The sequence below is a fragment of the Plantibacter sp. ME-Dv--P-095 genome, from assembly GCF_030209365.1.
GTDB lineage: Bacteria > Actinomycetota > Actinomycetes > Actinomycetales > Microbacteriaceae > Plantibacter.
Genome location: NZ_JARVSB010000015.1, coordinates 1 through 16,098 on the forward strand (window position 1 = coordinate 1; position 16,098 = coordinate 16,098).

11 protein-coding genes and 1 pseudogene are annotated in these 16,098 nt (G+C 68.5%); 2 read left to right on the forward strand and 10 right to left on the reverse strand.

From position 1 onward, the window contains the following. Positions 1-84: 84 nt before the first annotated feature. The 5 genes and pseudogenes from QRN26_RS17930 to QRN26_RS17950 all read right to left on the reverse strand — a co-directional run. Positions 85-1,764, reverse strand: a complete 1,680-nt coding sequence (locus tag QRN26_RS17930) for an amidohydrolase (RefSeq protein WP_285037773.1) — start codon at positions 1,762-1,764, stop codon at positions 85-87. Then, a complete protein-coding gene (locus tag QRN26_RS17935; RefSeq protein ID WP_285037774.1) occupies positions 1,761-3,008 on the reverse strand; it encodes an MFS transporter in 1,248 nt (415 codons plus the stop codon). The genes QRN26_RS17930 and QRN26_RS17935 overlap by 4 nt, the downstream gene beginning before the upstream one ends. Positions 3,009-3,061: 53 nt before the next feature. After that, the gene (locus tag QRN26_RS17940) at positions 3,062-4,090 is read right to left on the reverse strand and encodes an agmatine deiminase family protein (protein WP_350223934.1); all 1,029 of its coding nucleotides are present in this window, start codon (positions 4,088-4,090) and stop codon (positions 3,062-3,064) included. Between the two features lie 83 nt (positions 4,091-4,173). Continuing rightward, on the reverse strand, positions 4,174-7,047 hold the full coding sequence (locus QRN26_RS17945) for an aminotransferase (protein WP_285037776.1): 2,874 nt from the start codon (positions 7,045-7,047) through the stop codon (positions 4,174-4,176). A 408-nt stretch (positions 7,048-7,455) separates the two neighbouring features. Further along, positions 7,456-9,129, reverse strand: a pseudogene (locus QRN26_RS17950) (amidase); the annotation flags it as partial. A 66-nt stretch (positions 9,130-9,195) separates the two neighbouring features. Between QRN26_RS17950 and QRN26_RS17955 the strand changes: the two are divergent. Next, a complete protein-coding gene (locus QRN26_RS17955; RefSeq protein WP_082456092.1) occupies positions 9,196-9,891 on the forward strand; it encodes a TetR/AcrR family transcriptional regulator in 696 nt (231 codons plus the stop codon). An 18-nt stretch (positions 9,892-9,909) separates the two neighbouring features. Here the strand turns inward: QRN26_RS17955 and QRN26_RS17960 are convergent, their stop codons facing one another. Further along, positions 9,910-10,845, reverse strand: a complete 936-nt coding sequence (locus tag QRN26_RS17960) for an alpha/beta hydrolase fold domain-containing protein (RefSeq protein WP_056013330.1) — start codon at positions 10,843-10,845, stop codon at positions 9,910-9,912. A gap of 229 nt (positions 10,846-11,074) precedes the next feature. On the opposite strand from QRN26_RS17960, the gene QRN26_RS17965 reads away from it, so the two are divergent. Then, a complete protein-coding gene (locus tag QRN26_RS17965; RefSeq protein WP_285037777.1) occupies positions 11,075-12,664 on the forward strand; it encodes an APC family permease in 1,590 nt (529 codons plus the stop codon). Between the two features lie 46 nt (positions 12,665-12,710). Here QRN26_RS17965 and QRN26_RS17970 read toward each other — a convergent pair whose 3' ends face one another. From QRN26_RS17970 to QRN26_RS17985, 4 genes are all read right to left on the reverse strand, one after another. Next, a complete protein-coding gene (locus QRN26_RS17970; RefSeq protein WP_056013328.1) occupies positions 12,711-13,178 on the reverse strand; it encodes a DUF3237 domain-containing protein in 468 nt (155 codons plus the stop codon). Further along, positions 13,175-13,654: a MarR family winged helix-turn-helix transcriptional regulator gene (locus QRN26_RS17975; protein WP_056013325.1), complete on the reverse strand. Its 480-nt coding sequence runs from the start codon at positions 13,652-13,654 to the stop codon at positions 13,175-13,177. The genes QRN26_RS17970 and QRN26_RS17975 overlap by 4 nt, the downstream gene beginning before the upstream one ends. Continuing rightward, on the reverse strand, positions 13,651-14,916 hold the full coding sequence (locus tag QRN26_RS17980) for a flavin-dependent oxidoreductase (RefSeq protein WP_235522645.1): 1,266 nt from the start codon (positions 14,914-14,916) through the stop codon (positions 13,651-13,653). The genes QRN26_RS17975 and QRN26_RS17980 overlap by 4 nt, the downstream gene beginning before the upstream one ends. A gap of 62 nt (positions 14,917-14,978) precedes the next feature. Beyond that, a complete protein-coding gene (locus QRN26_RS17985) occupies positions 14,979-16,010 on the reverse strand; it encodes a LacI family DNA-binding transcriptional regulator (RefSeq protein ID WP_056781271.1) in 1,032 nt (343 codons plus the stop codon). Positions 16,011-16,098: the final 88 nt, after the last annotated feature.

Here is a 16,098-nt window from a genome sequence, read left to right on the forward strand (position 1 = left end):
GCTCACTGGTGTGCTCCTTTGTCTGAGGTGCTGCTGGTGCTGGCGCGGTGCCCGGATCAGGGCGACACCGGCGGGGGTGTGGTGTCAGTCCGACTCACGAGGTGGATCGTCTGGTCCGGATTGGTCCGGGACGTCCAGGGATACCGTCGAACGGAAGACGACGTCACCGCCCGTCATGGTGAAGGCCACAGTGTTCTCGCGGAACCCGCCGGCGTCCAACGGATGCCGATCCAACGCGACCAGGTCTGCGAGGTACCCCGGTTCGAGACGCCCGATGCGGCCGTCGGCGGCGAAGGACGCCGCCGAGTCGATCGTCGCGTGTCGGAGTGCGGCATCGGGGAGCACTGCGGAGTGCAGGGTGTGTGCGGGCAGAGCCGGATCGATGATGGAGCGTCGCGTCGTCGCGATGTAGAGGTTGTCCAGCGCTTCATGCGGCGCGGTGGGGGCATCGGTTCCGAACGCCAGCCGTGCTCCCGCGTCGCTGAACGACCGCCACGGATATCCGCGCTCGGCCCGTTCGTCGCCGAGCTGCGCACGCCAGTTCGGTTGGATCGCGGGGTCGGCGTGCACGGGTTGGACCGACGCCGTGACCCCGAGTGCGGCCATCCGCGCGGGCGTCGCCTCCGAGACCACCTCGAGATGCTCCAGCCGCGGGCGTCGGTCCCACGGCGGGTTCGCCTCCACGACCGACTCGAGTACGTCCAGGGCCACGTCGCTGGCGAGGTCGCCGATGGCGTGGATGGCGATCCGGAGGCCTGACGCGTCGGCGGCGACGGCCGCTCGTTCGAGCCGCTGGGGGTCCCACATCAGGTCGCCGTTACTGCCGTCGGCATAGGGGTACGTCATTGCCGCCGTGCACGCGTCGATCACGCCGTCCAGGACGAGCTTGACCCCGATCATCGAGAGCCAGTCCGACCCGTCGGCGGCGACCTCGGCTGCGCGACGGATCTGGGCCAGGTTGCCCTCGTCATCGCCGGTGTCGACCACCAGCCAGTGCGCCGAGACGCGGACGGGTAGGGAACCCCCGAGTTGGGAGGCCGCCGTTCGGAGCGCCCGCCAACCGTCCTCGTCCATCCCCATGTCGATGACGGACGTGACTCCGGCCGCCGCGAACGCGTCGAGCGCCCGGAGCACGGACTCCACGCGATCGGCATCGCTGGTCGTCGCCGTGACATGGGCCCAGCCGATCTCATGCGCGGCACGCTCATAGAGCATTCCGGCGGGCTCGCCGGACGGGTGCCGAGACAGTCGACCGCCGGCTGGATCGGGCGTCGACGAGTCGACTCCGAGGGCCTGCAGGCCAGCCGTGTTCACCCAGATCGAGTGCATGTCGTTCGAATCGAGGAAGACGGGGATGTCGGCGACCACTTCGTCGATCATCGCAGCCGTCGGCTCACCGTCGACCGCGTCGAAGAGCCAGCCGCGGCCGCGGAGGACGGTCGCATCGTCGCCCAACCGGAAACGTTCGGCGGCGAGTCGCCGCTGGATCTCCGCGAGGTCGGCTGCGTCGGTGAGTGCGACGTTCGCCAGGCTCTGGCCGGTCCACACGAGATGCACGTGCGAGTCGACGAATCCGGGAAGGAGGACGGTACCGCTGGCGTCGATCACGACGTCGTCCGGTCGAACGCTGACGCGCTCACCGACGGAGCGGATCCTCCCGTCCTCGACGACCACGTCCACGGTGTCGGTCGTAGCGGCTCGGGTAGCTGCACGCGCGCCCGGATCCATGATCCGAGCACCCGAGATGATGGTGCGAGCGTTCATCGGGTCATCTCCTTTGTTGCGACGGTCGATTTCTCGGATGTGTCCATCCGCTGTTCCACGCGGGTGGACAGACGGGCCACGACGACGACCGGTACCACCAGCATCCAGCTGACGAGCGCAATCGCCCACCCGAAGCCGGGGTACCCGAACGTCTCCGCCAGCCATCCGCCGACCAGTGGCGAGAAGGCCGATCCGAAGAGATAGACGCCGATCGCCGGGCCGGAGAACCGACCGTTCGCGTCCAAGGCGGCTGCTGTGGCGATGAACAGGAGGAACACGGCCAGGTAGGCGGTGTTCCAGGCGATCAGCGCGATCGTGTAGACGGTCGGGTCCGTCGTGACCGCTGCGACGAGCTTCAGCGCTCCGCCCGCGACGAGGAGGACCGCGAGCGGAACGGCACGGCCGATCCGTTCGCCGAGGAACATCAGGACGACCGCCGCGACGAGTCCGCCCGCGCTCGAGGCGCTCAGGACGAGGCCGAGGCCGGCATCGGTCAGACCGGACTGATCCGCGCCCATGATGCCGGCGAGCGCCCACACCGAATCCTCGCTCACGGCCCAGACCGCGTACATGGCCAGAAGTGCGACTCCGGCGATGGTGATGGAGCGGGAGGGACGTGGGTTCCCCGTGGTTACGTGCTGGCCGGATGCTGCCGAGGGGAGGGGATCGACTGCGACGATCGGTGCTCGAGGCAGCCAGGTCGCGGCGAAGAAGAGGAGGAACGCCGCACCGGCGATGACACCGAAGACGCTGCCGGTCGTGATGCCGATCAGCGGCACGACGGCTAGGATGATGGTCACGACGACGCGGTTGACCAGGCCGTTCGCAGCTGACATCCGGTTCGGGTTGCGCAGCGCTGCGAGTGCAGCACCGCTTGCGGAGAGCGCCCCGCCGGTGCCGAGACCTCCCGCGACGATCGCGATGACGGTGACACTGGCACCGGGGTTGAGCGCTGCTACGGTGAACGCCACGGCCGCCAGTGCCAGGCCGATCCGCGCGACGAGGGTGCGACGCGCTCCCTCGGCCAAGCGGGTGGTGGCCACGCACGACACCGCGCTGGCGAGCAGGGAACCGGTCATCACTGCGCCGGCCTCGGTGGCCCCCATGCCGAGCGACTGCTCGAGCGCGAGGACCATGAACGGGAGCAGATTGCCGGCAAGCAGCCCCAGCACGGACAGCCCGAAGGTGGATATGGCGCGTCTCGTGTTGAGTGGGAGCCGCGTGTCGTTACCGGTTGGAGCCATGATGACCTCGTTCCCCGGCTCGATCGCCGGATGTGTCGGTATGGAGGGGGAGCTCAGCTCACGGGGGTGAGCGCCGGCTGTTGTTGGGTGATGCAGTGGATACCGCCGCCACGGGCGAAGAGTGGCAGTGCGTCGACGGTGGAGATGGTGCGTCCGGGGTAGGCGTCACTCAGGATCGAGCGTGCCCGGGCGTCGGCTGCCTCCTCGCCGAAGCCGCAGGCGATCACCCCGCCGTTGACCACGAGGTGGTTGACGTAGCTCCAGTCGACGAAGCCCCCCTCGTCGCGGATCGTCGTCGGCCCGGGCAGGGGGACGATCTCCACCGAACGTCCGAGCGCTTCGAACTGCTCCTCCAGCTCGCGCCGGAGGACCGGCATCACCGCGGCGTCCGGGTGCCCCGCGTCGAGCTGGTCGTGGAGGAGTAGGCGGTCCGGAGCGGCGAAGGTCGCGACGATGTCGACGTGGCCGTTCGTGCCCAGATCCTCGTAGTCCCGCGTCAGCCCCTGCGAGAGCCAGACCGCGTGCTCGGCGCCGATCGTCCGAGCCATCTCCGCCTCGACGCGCGCTCGGTCGGCGAAGGGGTTGCGTCGGGGATCGAGCTGAACCGTCTCCGTGAGCAGGACGGTGCCGGTCCCGTCGACGTGGAGTCCGCCACCTTCCGCGACCAGCAGGGAGGAGACGATCTCCGCGCCGACGTGCTCGCCGACGAGTCGCGCGACGCGAGCGGACTGCTGCCACTCCGCCCACGCCGGGGCACCCCAACCGTTGAAGATCCAGTCGACCGCGCCGAGCGTTCCCGGTCGGTCGGGATCGAGGACGAAGGTCGGTCCCATATCCCGCATCCAGAACTCGTCGACCGGCGCTTCGATGATCTCGATGGACGGGTCCAGCATCCGTCGTGCGCGCCCGATCTCGGTCGGGTCGACCACCATCGAGACGGGCTCGAACTCCAAGATCGCATGAGCCACCGCGGTCCAGGCGGCGTAGCCTTCCTCGCGGGCGGCGAGCGTGTCTCCGAGGGTGAAACCCTCGCGCGGGAAGGCCATCCACGTTCGGGTGTGTTCCGCGGTCTCAGCTGGCATGCGCCACATGGGGGTACTCGATTCGGTCGGGGTGGGTGGGAGAGGATGACGGTTCGGGACGACGGTGGAGCTCGTCGAGCGGTTCACCAGCCCGTCGCCAGGACGTGTGCGACGGCGTCGACGAAGTAGTCCGCGGACTCCTCGGTGATGCAGAGGGGTGGCTTGATCTTGAACACGTTGAGGTGGTCCCCGGTCGGTTGCATGATGACCCCGAGCTCTCGCAGCCGGTCGCAGATGGCTGCCGTCTCGAGCGTCGCGGGTTCGAGCGTGTCCTGATCCCGGATGAATTCGAGTCCCAGGTAGAGCCCGGAACCATGGACGGCACCGATGATCGGATACTGATCGCGCAGGGTTTCGAGCCGCGACTTCAGGTGACTGCCGACCCGTCGGGCGTTCTCCTGCAGGCCTTCGTCGCGGATGACGTCGAGGACGGCCAGACCGACCACCGATGAGAGCGGCGAGCCGCCGGTCGACGAGAAGAAGTAGCCCTGCGTCCGATACCGATCGGCGATCGCCCGGCTTGTGATCACGGCCCCGATCGGCTGACCGGCGCCGATCGACTTCGCGACGGCCACGACGTCGGGCACGGCGTCTTGCTGCTGGAACCCCCAGAACCACTCGCCCAGGCGGCCGAACCCGACCTGGACCTCATCGGCAATCGCGATGCCGCCGTGGCGCCGGACCGCCGCGTACACCTGACGGAGGTAGCCGTCGGGCAGTGCGACGCCGCCCGCGTTGCCGAAATAGGACTCGCAGAGGAAAGCTGCGGGTGGGGTGCCGGCTGCGGCGAGGGCGTCGATCACCTCCGCCGCCTCCGGTGCGTACTTCACCGCATCGGCACCACGATGGGAGCCCCGGTAGGAGTTGGCTGCGGCGACGGTGTGCACCCAGTCGGGACGCGTCTCGAGCGCGGACGGGTTGTCGGCGATCGAGGTTGAGACGGCGTCGCTCGCGTAGGTCCACCCGTGGTACGCCTCACGCATCGCGACGACGTCGTCGCGCCCGGTCGAGGCCTGGGCGAGCCGGATGGCCAGGTCGACCGCCTCCGAGCCTGAGTTCACGAAGAACACCGTGTCCAGCTCGTCGGGCAACGTCGCTGCGATCCGCTCCGCGTAATCGGCGATGGCCCGGTAGTGGAACCGGGAGTTCGTGTTCAGGAGTCGCAGCTGTCGGTACGCCGCGTCAGCGACACGGGGGTGCGCATGGCCGACCGACGCGATGTTGTTGACCATGTCCAGGTAGACCCGCCCCTCCACGTCGATGAGGTACTCCTTCCACCCGCGTTCGATCTGAGGCGGGTGGGCGTAGTAGTGCTCTTGCACCTCCGCGAGCACGGCGTCGCGACGGCCGAGCACGTCGTCGCGGGGGTCCGGGTGTTGCGGGGAGAGGCCGAATGCCGGTCCGGGGTCGCCGAGGAGCGATCGCCACCCGGGTACGAGGGCCGCAGTGGTGCGTTCCGGGGCGGGGGACTCCGGACCGTGGTGCAGCTGGACGAACAGTGGTGTGCGCGCGGGCAGGACGTCGGCTCCGGTGACGGGCAAGCCGGAGACGGTGATCGTCCCGTGCTCGCCTGTGACGGCGATCATGCCCGGCCGGACGGCGCTCACCGTGCCGAGGCGGTCGACCGGTGTCGCTTCGGCGAGCCACAGGCTCATCCCGGTGGGGACGGTCGCCGGGGCGGACGGGGTGCGAGCAGGTGCGCCGGTGAGTACAGGCCGCCACGGCGGGAGGAAAGCGGCGTCAGCCCCGTCGTCCAGGGCTGCCAGGGCCGCGCCGGCGAGCGTGTCCTCGCGCATCCAAGCGCCTTCGGCGTTCACCTCGGAGAGAGTGCCGGCATCGATGGCGACCCCGCGAGCGAAGGTGAGTAGGGGAGCCCCCAGCCACTCGACGCCGGCACGGGATGGTTCCCCCAGGGCGTCGCGGATGAGGGAGGTCATCACCTGCACGGGCACGGATGCCGCGACCTCCAGGATGCGCATCTCGCGATCGAGGGCATCGCTCGCGTAGGTGTTCTCCCGGTCCAGTCGAACCTGCTGACGGCCGCTCAGTGCGAGCACGGCGCCGCGCAGCACGACCAGGGGCCAGAGCGCGGTCCGTTCGTGTTCATCGAGCGGTCGGCGTGCGTGGAAGGCCCTGATCGCAGGAAGCCCGGAGGTGATCGTCGCCCCGTCGTGGTGGAGGATCGAGGACACCGTCACCGCGATCTCGCCCACGCGCCACGAGCGGACGACGTCCCCGAAGTCGATCACCGCGTCCGGGAGTGGTTCGTCGGAGCGGCGCAGCACGTTGTCGTCGGTGATGTCGAAGTGTCCGGCCTGGATCGGCAGTCCGTCCGCTACGCGGTCGAGGGCGAGGAGCGCGTCGTCCGCGGCGGCTCGGATGGTCGCCCGCACGTCGGCCTCCGGCTCCAACGGGAGCAGCGTGTCGATGACGCGGCCGGCATGCCTGAGGTCCCACTGGAGCACCCGATCTGCGGCCGGGTGCTCGAAGTCGGCGAGGGCCAGGCTGACTCTCGCCGCGAGATCCCCCATGCGCTCGACGACGGCGGCGGAGAGATGACCGGAGCCCATCAGGGTCCGTCCTTCGAGGTTCTCGATCACCCGCGCGTGGATGCGACCCTGCGAGGTGTCCCACCAGGCGCTCATCGTGCCCCGCGGTCCGACGACGGCACGGGGGACTCTGAGCGCTGGCTCGCGTTCACCGACGAGCGCGGATGCGGCGTCCTGCATCGCGATCTCGGTCTCGCTGAAGGCTGGGTTGCTCAGCTTCAGCACGCCGAGCGGGTTGCTTGAACCTCGTTCGAAGACCCGGAAGTTCTGATCCTGCTGACTGCCGAGCGACCGGACGTCGACGTCGACGCCGAACGTGGCGGTGAACAGCCTCCGGACCTCGTCATCCGGGAGTGCCGGCGAGGGGAGCTCGACGTGTTGGAAGTAGTCGAAGTACTCGGTCCCCATGATGTTTCTCCAATGGTCTACAGATGGTGAGGTGGAAGTGGAGCTGAACGTTCGAGGTCAGAAGGGCGCTGCCAGCGTCGTGGCGACAGCCCCGACGGTGGCTCCACCGGACTGCCTGACCACGACCACGACGAGGGGACCGTACGGCGCCCGCCATTCGCTGTGCGGCTGCTCGAAGCGACCGGCGGGGACGGTGAGTTCGCCCTCGAGCCGGTCCCCTCGCCGGGTGAGTTGCACCGGCACGCCGTCGACGGAGGCGACGGCCTCATCGGCGACGCCACCGGTTACCGTGGCCGTGAACCGGACCACGTCGTCGTGCGCTCCAGCGTCGACCGTCACCGTTCCGATCGCCACGGTGATCGAACCCGGTGCGGCGGGAGCTGCGGTGGGGAAGAGTTGCTCGGTCGCGAGCGTCGGCGTCCTCCCGGGTGCTACTCGTCGCTGACGGAGGGACTCGACGGCTGCGGCGATCCGCATGAGGCGAACGTCGTCGTGCGCGCGCCCGGCGATGGTCGCGCCCACGGGCATTCCCAGGTCGTCCATGACGCCCATCGGGACGGTGAACGTCGGGACCCCGAGGTGCCTCGGCACCAGGTTGCCGTTCGACACCCAGACACCGTTCTGCCAGGCGATGTCGGCGGATCGCGGGTTCACGTCCGCATCCGCCGGGCCGATGTCGGCGGCTGCGGGGAAGATCACCGCATCGAGGCGTTCCTCGTCCATCCAGGCTTCCAGGTCGCTGCGCCGCGCCGCTTCCAGGCCGCGAAGCCCCTGTTCCAAGCCGGGGATCTCGGCCCAGTCGACGACGCGCTCAGCGGCCCGCGGGACGTAGTCGGCGATGTCGTACGCGATGTCGAACGGGAACCGACCGTATCGGTCGTCGAGGGCTCCCTGCGGCTTGGGGAAGATGCGCGGCGCGTCCGCGTCGGCGAGCCGGTGGAGCGTCGGGTCGGCGTTCCGTCGGAGGTGGTCGTCCATCGCCCAGATCGATAATGCGCCCACCTCGTCGAGGAGGTACTGCTCCGTGACCAGGCCTCGCTCGACGAGGTCGAGGTCGCCCTCATGCAATCGCTCGTAGTTGTCGACTGCCGGGAAGGCGGTTTCGACCACTTCCGCGCCGGCGGCCTCGAGCTCAGCTCGCAGGGTCGACCAGAGGGCGATGACACTCTCACGGGTCGTGATCGGGTGGGCGGACTCGGCGTCTCCATTGATGTACATCCGCGGCACCGCGAATCGCAGACCCTTCAGGGGCAGTGGGTCGAGGTCGACGAGCGAGCCGGGTCGCAGCTCCGACGGGCGGGGGAGAGCGATCCACGGCTGGGTCCGCCAGAAGTCGCCGTCCGTGTCCAGGTCGTCGGCGATCAGCGTGTCCACGACGATCTGCATATCGGACATGGTCCGGGTGTGCGGAACGACGACGTCCATGGTCGGTACCAACGGCCAGTTGCCTCGGAGGGAGATCACGCCGCGGGACGGCGTGTACGCCACGAGCCCGTTGTTCGACGCCGGCGCCCGGCCCGAGGACCAGGTCTCCTCTGCGAGTCCGAAGGCGGCGAAGCTCGCCGCCGTCGCCGTACCCGACCCGTTCGACGATCCGGAGCCGAAGGCCGACGTCAGGAAGCCGGGATCGTACGGGGATTCCGCCCGACCGTAGAGACCGCGCTGCATCCCGCCGGCCGCCATCGGCGGCATGTTGGTCAGACCGAGGAAGACCGCGCCGGCCTTCCGGAGTCGGTCGATGGCGAACGCATCCCGCGACGCGACGACGTCGGAGAAGGCAGGAGATCCGGCTGACACGGTCATCCCCGCCACGGCGTAGCTGTCCTTCGCGGTGAACGGGATGCCGTCGAGCAGCCCGAGCGACCCTCCGTCGGCACGCCGGAGATCGGAAGCGCGCGCGTCGTCGAACGCGCGGGGACTGATGACAGGAACGGCGTTGAGCCGGATGCCCGACCGATCATAGAAGGCGATGCGATTGAGATAGCGGGCGACGAGTTCCACGCTCGTCACGAGCCCCTCGTCCATCGCAGCGTTCAGCTGCCGAATGTCGGCTTCGACGACGGTGAAAGTCGAGTTGTCCATGAGTCTCATTTCCGAATACGCACGGCGATCCGGCGCGTTGGGACTAAAACATACAGCGTTTGTTTCTTGAGCACCAGACTTCTTCAACGGATAGGCTGGGGTGCGTACAAGGAGGTTCCTATCGCTCGACCGCCGAGACCCCTACTCAGTCGTGATCTCATCGCCCGCACCGCCCTCGCACTCGTGGACCGAGAGGGCGTCGAGGGTGCGAGCATCCGCCGTGTGGCCGCGAAGCTCGGCGTGAATCCGGCGTCGTTGTACAACCACGTGCCGAGCCGTGCCGCCATGGTCGAGGACGTACGAGCGCTGGTGTCGGCGCCGATCGACTCACGGCCGCTCGTCGAACAGCCGTGGGAGGAGGGATTGTTCGCCTGGGCGACGTCCTACCGACGGGCGTTCGCGAACCATCCGAAGACGATCCCGCTCCTCATGACCACCAAGGTGTCCGCGCCAGTGCTCCTCGCCGAGTACGAGGACTTCGTCGTCGCGGCGGAAGCCGTCGGATGGCGGATCGGCGACGTCCTGCCGCTCCTGACCGCGTTCGAGTCGTTCATCCTGGGCAGCGTGCTGGACATGTCTGGTCCGACCGTCGTCTTCGATCCCAGCGGACAGGAGGATCGGTTCCCCCGGTTCGCCGCGGCGTTCGTCGCTCTGGAGGACGAGGACCCGCTCGACCCGGTGGCGACGCGAGCGTTCGAGCTGGGGCTACGGATGCTCATCGCGTCCGCTCGGCCGCAGGGCCGACCGACCGAGGAACGCTAGGCCGCGACGCGCGGCGGCTCAAATCCCCATGAGTGCTCGGGTGCGATCCGCCCTCCAACGGTCCGCGAACGCCGAGTCGAGGGCCATCGAGTCGTAGGCGTGCGGTGCGCCGGGGTGGACGTGCAGTTCCGTCTGTACCCCCGCCCGCAACAATCTGCGCGCGTAGTCGATGCTCTCATCGCGGAAGAGGTCGACGCTTCCGACCTCGATGTATGCCGGCGCAAGGCGCGAGAAGTCCCCGAGCCGTGCGGGGGCGGCATACGCCGAGACCGCGTCGGTCCCCAGACGGTCGCCGAGCAGCGCATGCCAGCCGGTGTAGTTGTCGTCGTCCGTCCAGATGCCCGGTCGGCCGAGTGAGGGATCCGCGCCGACCGTGCGATCGTCGAGCATCGGGAAGATGAGGATCTGGCGGGCGACTTCGATCCCGTTGTCGCGCGCGATGATCGCCGCCGCCGCCGCGATTCCACCGCCGGCGGAGTCTCCCATGAGTGCCAGCCGGTGTGGATCGACCCCCAACTCGGTCGCGTGTTCGGACAACCAGCGCAGGGCGGCCATCGCGTCCTGCGCCGGGGTGTCGCCAGTGGCGGCGGGGGCCAAGCGGTAGTCGACGGAGAGGATCGGCACCCCGGACCAGTGCACGTGGTGCGCCACGTAGGGGTGGTAGATCTCGACCGAACCGGCGATCAGACCGCCGCCGTGCAAGAACACCACCGCCGATCCAGGCGCCGATCCGACGCGGCTGTACCAGCGCGCGAGGATCTCCTGCCCATCGTCCACCGGCAGGCGGACATCACGATGCGAGACGTCGGGTGTGGGACCCATGCGCCGGAACTCCTCCGCGAGGAGCGGATCGAGCGCGGCGCGGCGGGCTGCGGCGTCGCCCCGCGGCAGTCTTGGAGCCGCGGCTGCTTCCGTCAATGCGGCGTCGAAGATCGGATCGACCGTGATCGGCACGTTGTCTCCTTGGGTCGCGTCCGGGTCGGGTCCCTCGCGTCGAAAGGAAAACATACACCGTATGTCGGTCTAGGTCGAGAGTGAATATCCAGTAAAGAAATCGCTATTGACACAATTGCGCATTGACTCCTAACGTCAGCTTCTGGTCGGCCTCTCTCAGGTGACACGACCCGTCCGCCGTCATCGACGACGCGCGTCCTGCATCACCCTCGAGAAAGACTGGCCTGGCGTGGACACGTTCGACCTCAGCGGCCCGAGCCCGCAGACACGTTCCCTGGACGCCGTGACCGGCTTGAGCAGGAAAGGCCTGCCCCGGGGACAGATCGGGGTGCTCGGAGCGCTGGTCCTGGGGATCTCGACCTGTGCGCCGGCGATCACGCTCACCGCGTCGGTCGGCCCGGCGGCGAGTGTGGTGGGGGATCAGACCCCCGCGATCTTCCTCGTCGGCTTCATCCCGATGCTCCTCGTGGCGTTCGGATACCGGGCGCTGAACACGGCGATGCCGGATTCGGGGACGTCGTTCACCTGGGGCTCGCGTGCCTTCGGGGCGTGGGTCGGATGGCTCACCGGTTGGGGACTCGTGGCATCGACGGTGCTCGTCCTGTCCAATCTCGCAGGCATTGCCGTCGACTTCTTCTACCAGAGCCTCGCGATCCTGTTCCGCGATCCATCGCTGGCGCTGTTGACGGAGAACCCGGCCATCAACGTCGCGACCTGTCTCGCCTTCATGGCGATCGCCACGTTCATCTCCTACCGGGGGATGACGTCAACCAAGGTGTTCCAGTACTGCGCCGTCGCGTTCCAGATGGCCATCCTCGTGTGGTTCCTCATCGCCCTCCTCGCCGGAGCGGCCGACGACGCCAACCCGGCCGGCCGCGTCCCGGACCTGTCGTGGTTCGACCCGACCCGCATCGACGGATTCAGTGCATTCTCCGCAGGGCTCGCCGTCTCGATCTTCGTCTATTGGGGATGGGACACGGTCCTCACGATGGGCGAGGAGACCAGGGCCGCGCGCGGCCGGATCTCCACCGAGAGCAAGGCGGCATCGATTCTTCTCGTCCTGCTCGTCGTGATGTACGTCGGGATCGCGGCGGCGACCCTCGCATTCGCCGGCACCGGTACGACCGGGACCGGACTTGGTAATCCGGACATCGCGGAGAACGTCTTCGCCGCGCTCGCGAACCCGGTGATGGGACCTGCGGCGATCCTGTTGTCCCTGGCGATCCTGGTCAGCGCCATGGCATCCATCAACTCGACCGCGATCTCGCCGGCGCGCACGATGCTCGCGATGGCCCACTACGGCGCCCTTCCCGCCGGGCTGAAGCGCATCCATCCGCGATACAAATCGCCGTCGGCAGCGCTCCTGACCTCATCGATCGTCGCGTCCGTGTTCTACGCGGTCCTCCGCTTCGTGAGCGAGGACACGCTCTGGGACACGATCACGACGCTGAGCATCATGGTGTGCTTCTACTACGGCCTCACCGCCTTGGCCAGTACCTGGTACTTCCGCAAGCAGGCCATTGCGACCGGCTGGAAGGCCGTGCTCGCTCAGGTGGTCCTACCCGGGATCGGCGGGGTGATGCTCCTGGTCATCTTCGCGCAGACTCTCTGGGACGCCATGGACCCGGCGTTCGGCTCCGGAAGCCAGATCCTCGGGGTGGGGCTGGTCGGCATCATGGGTGTGCTGGTGTTCGTGGTCGGCATCGTCATCATGTTCATCCAGGCGAAGGCCTCACCCGCCTTCTTCCGCGGCGAGACCCTGAGCCGCTCCGATGCGGTCGCCGATGCGGCCCTCGACGAGCAACGCCTGCTGTCGTGACCGCGGGGCTCCGCCGGAGACTCACCGGGCATCCAGCAGTGGGCTGCTAGGTGACGCGGTAGGCGCGGTACTCGACCGTCGCCGCGCGCCGGACGCAGGACGCGACGAACAGCGAGTGCTGAAGGTGCTCCAGCCGGGGAGCGGAGGTCTCGATGCTGACACTGGTGCGGAAGTAGTACTCGGCGGGTGGGACCTCGGCCCCCGCGAGGAGTGACGCGAGGACGGCTGGGCTCCCACTTCGCACGCCGCTGACCCGCAGATGGACGAGGTCTCCGGACCGCGTCCGCGCCGAGTACCGCCCGTCGATCTCCAAGGCGCCGTCGGTACGCATGATCTGCCAATCGGCTCCGCCGGGAAGGATCTCCGCCTCGACATCACCGCGCAGCGAACCGCCGGTGACCGGGATGATCCGGCGGTGGCCGGCTCGAGTGGGTCCGTGGTCCTGGAGCTCGCCCAGGGTCACGATCGCGTCGAAGGCTGGGACGAGCGTGGGTACAGGTGCCTGGGTGGTCATGTGCGGAGGTCTTTCGATCGGTGGTCGGGGAGCGGTTTCGGTCGGGTCTGCAGGGCCGCGCGGAGTCGTTCCAACGAGGGCAGCGCATCGGACAGGAGTCGTTGATCGTCCGGACCGAGGGCGCCGGTGACGTCGGCCAGGATTTCGGTGGCTGCCTGGTCGAACGCGGTGAGGTGCTGGAGCGCCAGCGTTGAGGCGCGCACCTCGACCTGGCGACGGTCACCGGCCCCCGGCTGCCGGGTGATGAGATCGGTCTGCTCCATTCCGCCGAGCAGATTGCTCAACGTCGACCGCTGGAGGCCCAGCTCGGCTGCGAGCTCGCCAGGCGATCGGACCACCCCGGGCGGAAGCGCCCGCAAGACCTCGATCTGCGCGTCCGGGATGTTCGGCAACCCCTCCCGCTCCTTCGCTGCGGCGAGCAACGCCCGCCGCAGCGGCGAGATCACGGCGGCGAGTCGCGAGGCGTCGAGCGTCATGCCCGCACCCGGGCGCTGAGCGACGGGCGCAGGTTCAGCGCCTCGGGATGGAACCCGGCAGCCCGCTTGTACCCATCCGCGATGGCCGCGAGCTCCGCGGCCGGGATCACGTCGTCGATGTGCTCGAACCCCTCGGGCGCGCGCTCGTAGGCGAGTTGCATCACCTGTTCCGGGCCGGTCCTGCGGGTCTCCTCCAGCAGGGCGGCGGTGCGTGGGCGGCGTTCCGCCTCATAGCTCTCCAAGGCCTCGTCGACCGTCGCGCAGGTCGCGAGTCGATGAGCGAGCGTCCTCGCATCGATGATCGCCTGCGATGCGCCGTTCGACCCGTTCGGGTACATCGCATGCGCGGCGTCGCCCAGCAACGTCGTGCGACCGAAGGTCCAGCGCGGAAGCGCGTCCCGGTCGACCATCGGGTACTCCAGGATCTCGTCAGCCGCACCGATGAGTCCGGGGATGTCCAACCAGTCGAACGACCAGTCGCGGAAGCGCTCGACGATCGGCGCGGGATCGACTGGAGCGTTCCAGTCGACCGCTGCGGACGCTGCGCCGCGTTGCTCGGCGACGAAGTTGATGCGTGCCAGCCCGTCGGCGTCGGGCGGGGACAGCGGGTAGGCGACGAACTTCTGGTCCGAGTCGCCGGCCATGATCATCGTCGTGCCGTCCAGGAACGGCGCTGCGACCGTCGTTCCACGCCAGAGCGTCAAACCGCTCTCGCGCGGCGGGCCCTCCATCGGGTAATACTGCGCGCGCACGGCGGAGTGGATGCCGTCGGCGGCGACCACGAGATCGGCAGTGACGTCGGCCGGCCCGTCCGGCGTATCGAACACCACGCGGTCACGGTCGGTGCCGGAGATCACCTCGACGAGTCGGTGCGAGGCGTGGACCCGGTCTCCGAGGCGCTCGCGCACCACATCGAGAAGCTCGAGCTGCAGGCGCCCGCGGTGTACGGACTGCTGCGGCCACCGGTAGCCCGCGGCGAGACCACGCGGCTCCTGCCAGATGAGCTGCCCGCGTCGGTTGTGATAGCCGAGTCGTGACGGCGCGACCCCGAGCGACGCAATGCGCTCGGCGAGGCCGAGCTCGGTGAGCTCGCGGAGGGCATGGGGGAGCAGATTGATGCCGACGCCGAGTCCGCGGATCCGTGCGACCCGATCGTAGATCTGGATGTCCCGGAATCCGGCGGCTTCGAGGCTGAGTGCCGTGGCGAGTCCGCCGATGCCAGCTCCGATGATGACCACGCGCATGATGTGTCCCTCTCTCATCCGACATCGTCGTCGGCCTGAAGTGCACATAGTTTTGCATTTGAATCACCTGATGTACAGGGTCAATCTGCCGACGCCGCCCTCGTTGACCCGCGCGCCCGGAACGGCAGGTCGAGCCAGTCGACCTGCGGTGCCGCTCGAGAGACGTCGCCGTCGGAGGCTGGATCCTGCAGGAGTGCGACCAATGCGCGCCCGGCGCGGATGCCGGCCTCCCGCGGACGGAGGTCCACGGCGGAGACCGGGGGATCGACGATGAGCAGTGACGGGCTGTCCGTATACGAGGCGAGCTGGATGTCACCGGGCACCGATCGTCCGGACGCGTGCAGCGCCGTCAGCACCCCGACGCCGAGACCTTCCGGGAGGCAGAGGATCGCGTCGAGCTCGGGTCGGTCGGTGAGCATGCCGCGCACGATCTCGGACAGTTCCGGCGACGTCGGGACCCTGTGGAGCAGGGTGACATGGACGCCCACCCCATTGGCGGACGACCATTCGCGCGCCGCTTGGCTGACCTCCCGGACCCACATCTGATCGAGATCCGGAGCGAGGATGCCGATCGTGGACGAGCCGCCTTCACGCAGACGCTCGAGGACGTGGCGTACGGCCGAGGCGTGGTCGGCGGCCACCACACCGGCAGGCTGGGGTAGCTCCGGAGGAACGAGCTCCGAGCTGACCGTCGGCCGCGGGTCGCGCAGGATCGCTCGGGCCAGATCGTCGTGCGCGTCGACGTCTGCGAGGACGAACCCATCGACATGGAGTCCGGCGACTTTGCGTCCAGCGAGGTTTCCGGGGATGAGGGAGACCGTCAGCTCTTCGTCCTGTGTGCCTTCGACCAAGCCGAAGGTGAAGTTCATGTAGTAATCCATGAAGCGGAGATCCCGAGGGAGCCAGAGGCCGACCGCGCCGGCTCGCGCTCGTCGGAGGTTCCGCGCGCCGCTGTTCGTGACGTAGTCGAGTCGTCGCGCGGCATCCTGCACCTTCGCACGAGTCTCCGCGGAGACTCGTCCTCCGCCTGTGAGTGCGCGTGACGCCGTACCTCGGGAGATGCCGCACAGGTCGGCGACATCCTGCAGCGTCGCGATTCGTCTCGTGGGCATGTCCGCTCCTCCGTGACGAGCCTAGGTGATGGATCGAGATGAACCGATGATGAACAATCGATTGCGCATCAGCTGCCGATAGTGCACA